This window comes from Flavobacterium sp., from assembly GCF_029242675.1.
GTDB lineage: Bacteria > Bacteroidota > Bacteroidia > Flavobacteriales > Flavobacteriaceae > Flavobacterium.
Map to the genome: position 1 here is coordinate 1 of NZ_JAQWTM010000298.1, position 3,442 is coordinate 3,442.

The window sequence follows — 3,442 nt, forward strand, 5'->3', positions numbered from 1 at the left end:
CTGTTTGAAAACGTTTTGCGTAATTTAAATCACCGCATTCGCAACACATACTATCATAAAAATGATGCATTATGGTAAATGGCGTTTTACAAACGTAGCAATTACGAGGGACTTTTAATTCTAACTGCTCTTTGCTTTGTAAATCAGTTGCCAAGAGTAATTTAGGCGCTTCAAAAACGGCCGCCTCACGAGCATATCGAATTCCAGTTTCTTTACGAGCTGTTCGATCTTGCTTTTCTTTCTTACGCTTGGCAATCGCCTTTCCATCTTTTTTACGGCGGGCTAATTCATCGCGATCAGGCCTTGACAATTGGAATGCAGCAATAAATAAAGCAGTGCGTTGTTCTTTAGGAATATCAAAAATTAGCTCTGTATCTGCATTCAGTTGCGTTAACACAGCAATACAACGATTTATTTCTTCGAATGATATTACTGATTCATTTATTCCCACTTCATTGCCCATCTTCTGAAATTTTAATTGCTCTATTTTTAAGAGCGCAAAGATAGTTTTAAAATACTTGCAATAACGGAATTTTATGGCAGTGAAAAAGTAGTTTTTTTTTCGAAAAGAAATAGAGTTAAATATTTTAATTTTGCATGAAATACCCCCTTCTCTACTTATAAGCAGTGTAGATAACTAATAAATTTTCATTGAATATCTCGTTTTTATTAGCTTCATCACCAACAGTTCCTTGTGCGTACACCGCATTCAAAGTAAATCCATCTGAATCAAAACTTTCTAACTTGACAGTAATTCTTCCTAAATCATTACCGTCTTGATCGCTATATCGCAAACCCAGACAGTGATTTATCAAACTGTATCTAGAGGTGTTTCTTATTCCTATTCCATCAGAACCGCCTACATAGGAAAAATACTGAACGGTACTTGTCGCATCCTTACGTGCAAAACCCTCACTTGAACCGAAAGAATTATCTAAATCGCTACTGCCACTTTCATTATTATTAATATCGACCCCCTCAATATTAGCGTTGGCACTAAATGTGACTTGAGAAGGCTCAAATGGAAGGCCGTCTACCGCTAGAGTGTTTGAAGTCCCTGCAGCTATAGTTGTTGGAGGTGTAATTATAAAATAACCTGTATGCACATTTTCCCCATAATATATTCCACCATCTGCAGCAGTTGTGATTTGGTTTCCTACTTCTGGACTTATTGATAAAGACGCATGATCAATCCAAGTCGTACCTGTAGCAGTCGACGATAAAATTTGACCAACAGTCCCCGGGGAATTTAAACTATCAAGCAAGGGACCTTCTAATTCTAAAGTTTGGTTGACGATTACCTTGGTGACTCCCACTGTGGGTTCGTCGATACGAAGTGCTTCGTAACCGCCAACAATAAAACTAAGTTCGTCAGCGGCAAGTCTAGAAATTCCAGTATCTATATCATTCTTAAAACGATAGGATGGTCGACCAATCGATCCATTACTATTAACGATACCTTCCGCCGCCATCGTTCCTTCGACTTCAAGTCTATGTGTTGGCGCATTTGTCCCTACACCCAATCGATCTTTATCGCTATCCCAAAAAAGTCTATCATTATTTTCGGAAGGATCGCCGTTTTCATCTGCATAAAACAGAGATCCTGGCGTTCCTCTGTGTGCTATATTAATCCAGTTAGTGCCATCAAAAATTTTGACCACTTGAGGGTCAAATGTAGTATCAAACCATATATCATTTTCGTTGGGACTCTCGAGTATGGTATCTGAGGTAGTTACAGTATTATTAATAATACTAACTTTTGTGCCTTTGTGGTTTATAGCAGTCACTTTTTGTGCTAGTGCACATTCGAGGAATAATAAAGCGGTTACAAATGAGAGAAAAATTGTTATCCTTTTATTTACCATAGTAAAATTTAATATTAATAAATTGGTAAAACAACTGTCTTTAATTAAGCTTAATTTACTGATAACCAACGCTTAATTATTTTTAAATTGTTTCAATTTATAAAATATCATAGGTACTACCAAATTATTTTAACGTTTATTTTGTACTACTAATCGTTAAAAATAAATTTACTTTTGGGCAAAAGGCTGTGAATAGGGATACTATAAGGGATTCAAGGAAATGTTCTATATAAACAGCGGCATTCATATTTTGAAAAAATCTAAATCTAAAACGCCTGCAAAACGAACTGCTTTAGTAATTTGAACTTATTATCAAGCGCTTCTTTTCCCACCCCCAACTTATTATGAGTTTTATCCCAAAATAATTAATTATTGTCCACAATAGGAATATCATCAGCCCCTGCAAAAAACACAAATCCTAACGTTCCCTTATGTTCAAGACTGATCCAATCGATACCATGAAAAATATTTAATGTAGATGGCGTTGTAAAACTGTCAAACTTAATATCATTGACATTCGCAATTTTTTTTTCGATCAAATCGGTATCTACATTATTAACTACTAGTAGCTTGGTACCTTTTTTAAAATCTTTAAATCTGCTTTGAAGAGAATAATTGGCATGAAATCATGCTATCTAAAATAAATGTCGATCTAGTCCTTGTCAACGTTTTACATATACCCAACCTTGCCAAGAAATCCCTAAATCGTGAAAATCTAAAACATAAAAATGCGTTCTGTCTGGTAATCCTAGCTTGAGCTTAACATTCAATCTATTATCTGAAAAAATCGACAGTAGGATCTGAAAAAATCGTTTTGTTGTTTCCTAAAACTGTAATCCTTTGATCTTGGTTGTATAAACCTACGCTACCGCTGTTGTTATTAAAAACCCCGTCTTTGATATCATTAGTATGGAAACCAACATGTGCAGTACCATGCATTTGTAAATTTCCTGCATCGTAGAATGCCACATGATGATGTATACAAAATAAGGCGTTAAGTAAGACAAGTAAATTTATGAGCTTTTCATATTACGGTTTAATAATACCCCAAAAAGTTTTGGCATCTGCCTCTATTTCCTGGACTTGTGACAATACAATATCTGTTTTATACATTATAAATTCATTGAAACCTGTTGTAGCATATTCGGTTGAGAAAGCACCGGTTGCAAAGCCAATTGCAAAGAGGCTATTAGCTATTATACATTGCCCAGTAAAACTTGTCGTCTTTTGAAAAAGTGAGGATCTAATGGTAGATGTATTTGCTGCTCTTATGAAAGAGTAGGTATCCCACTTATCAAGATTAGCTTTATTATCAATAGATCTTGCAGGTCCATTACAACATACTCCTGGATCAAAGTACAACTGATCGTTACTCCAACTTACATGTGAAGCCCAGCGGTTGTTAATATTATTTTTGTCTCTAACACCAAAAGAAAAATTTATTTTGTTAGTAGCCTTCATAGTTGCGATAACAGTACCTTCCATACCATTATTAGTTACAACCTTTATTTCCCCATTCTCTACGGTCAAATGATCATCATCACCATCACCCTTAAAGTAGGGCATTTTAGGGTCAG

The 3,442-nt window shown here is 35.4% G+C and carries 3 protein-coding genes and 1 pseudogene; all 4 read right to left on the reverse strand.

Going from position 1 to position 3,442, the window contains the following annotated elements:
- Positions 1-463 (reverse strand): annotated as a pseudogene (locus P8M54_RS10815) (oxidoreductase); the annotation flags it as partial.
- Between the two features lie 151 nt (positions 464-614).
- A complete protein-coding gene (locus P8M54_RS10820) occupies positions 615-1,787 on the reverse strand; it encodes a hypothetical protein (protein ID WP_300287858.1) in 1,173 nt (390 codons plus the stop codon).
- An 852-nt stretch (positions 1,788-2,639) separates the two neighbouring features.
- Positions 2,640-2,834, reverse strand: coding sequence for a hypothetical protein (locus tag P8M54_RS10825; RefSeq protein WP_300287859.1), 195 nt, complete (start codon positions 2,832-2,834; stop codon positions 2,640-2,642).
- A 60-nt stretch (positions 2,835-2,894) separates the two neighbouring features.
- On the reverse strand, positions 2,895-3,442 hold a 548-nt coding region (locus P8M54_RS10830), incomplete at its 5' end, for a hypothetical protein (RefSeq protein WP_300287860.1).